1 protein-coding gene is annotated in these 296 nt (G+C 54.7%); it reads right to left on the reverse strand.

Annotation, left to right across the window (positions count from 1 at the left end; translation table 11 throughout):
* Positions 1-84: 84 nt before the first annotated feature.
* A partial coding sequence (locus tag C7G61_RS45805) for a hypothetical protein (protein ID WP_210205941.1) occupies positions 85-296 on the reverse strand: 212 nt, incomplete at its 5' end.

Genomic DNA, 296 nt, shown 5'->3' on the forward strand with positions numbered 1-296 from the left:
GCATAGCCGCCCCGTCAAGCGTCGATAGCGTCAACAGTTCGCACAATGGAGAACTCACCCAACAAAACCCGCAAAAATCCAAAATCAGGAGCCGAAATCGAACCAGCCGAGTTTTGCAACACAATCAGGGGATGAGCGGACATCGGGAGCTGGGCCCTTGAGGTCAGCTTTTGACCCAAATGTATGGTCCGGCCGCGCGTTGCAAGAGGTTTCGTCAACCTGGCAGATGCGGTCTTGCATCAATGTATCCGGCCTCTGATTGGAGCGTGTGGTGCTCCGGGCCATCATGGATATCA

It is taken from the genome of Bradyrhizobium algeriense, from assembly GCF_003062295.1.
Lineage (GTDB): Bacteria > Pseudomonadota > Alphaproteobacteria > Rhizobiales > Xanthobacteraceae > Bradyrhizobium > Bradyrhizobium algeriense.